Origin of the sequence: Chryseobacterium sp. CH21, assembly GCF_004119445.1 — a bacterium.
Taxonomy (GTDB): domain Bacteria; phylum Bacteroidota; class Bacteroidia; order Flavobacteriales; family Weeksellaceae; genus Chryseobacterium.
This window is the reverse complement of record NZ_QICI01000083.1, coordinates 1-285: the sequence shown is the minus strand read 5'-3', so window position 1 is coordinate 285 and position 285 is coordinate 1. Positions and strand designations below refer to the sequence as shown.

At 41.8% G+C, this 285-nt stretch carries 1 protein-coding gene; it reads right to left on the bottom strand.

Annotation, left to right across the window (positions count from 1 at the left end; all coding sequences use genetic code 11):
• On the bottom strand, window positions 1-285 hold a 285-nt coding region (locus tag BOQ62_RS17590; RefSeq protein WP_164976784.1), incomplete at both ends, for a hypothetical protein.

Below are 285 nucleotides of genomic sequence, written 5' to 3'. Positions count from 1 at the left end.
TTTCCCAAAATAAACTTTTCTGTGATAAGGAGTCCAGAAATGGGGTAAAGTTCCCAATATAACCTTTGGGAGAGGTATATGCATGGCCAAACCCTTCCAGTACTACAAAAACAAGGTTAGGCGTTTCAGCAGATCCCGTAAGTGATGGCAGCGCTCCAAATGTTCTTCCTGCCGAACTCAAATTATTTTCCCAAAATAAACTTTTCTGTGATAAGGAGTCCAGAAATGGGGTAAAGTTCCCAATATAACCTTTGGGAGAGGTATATGCATGGCCAAACCCTTCCA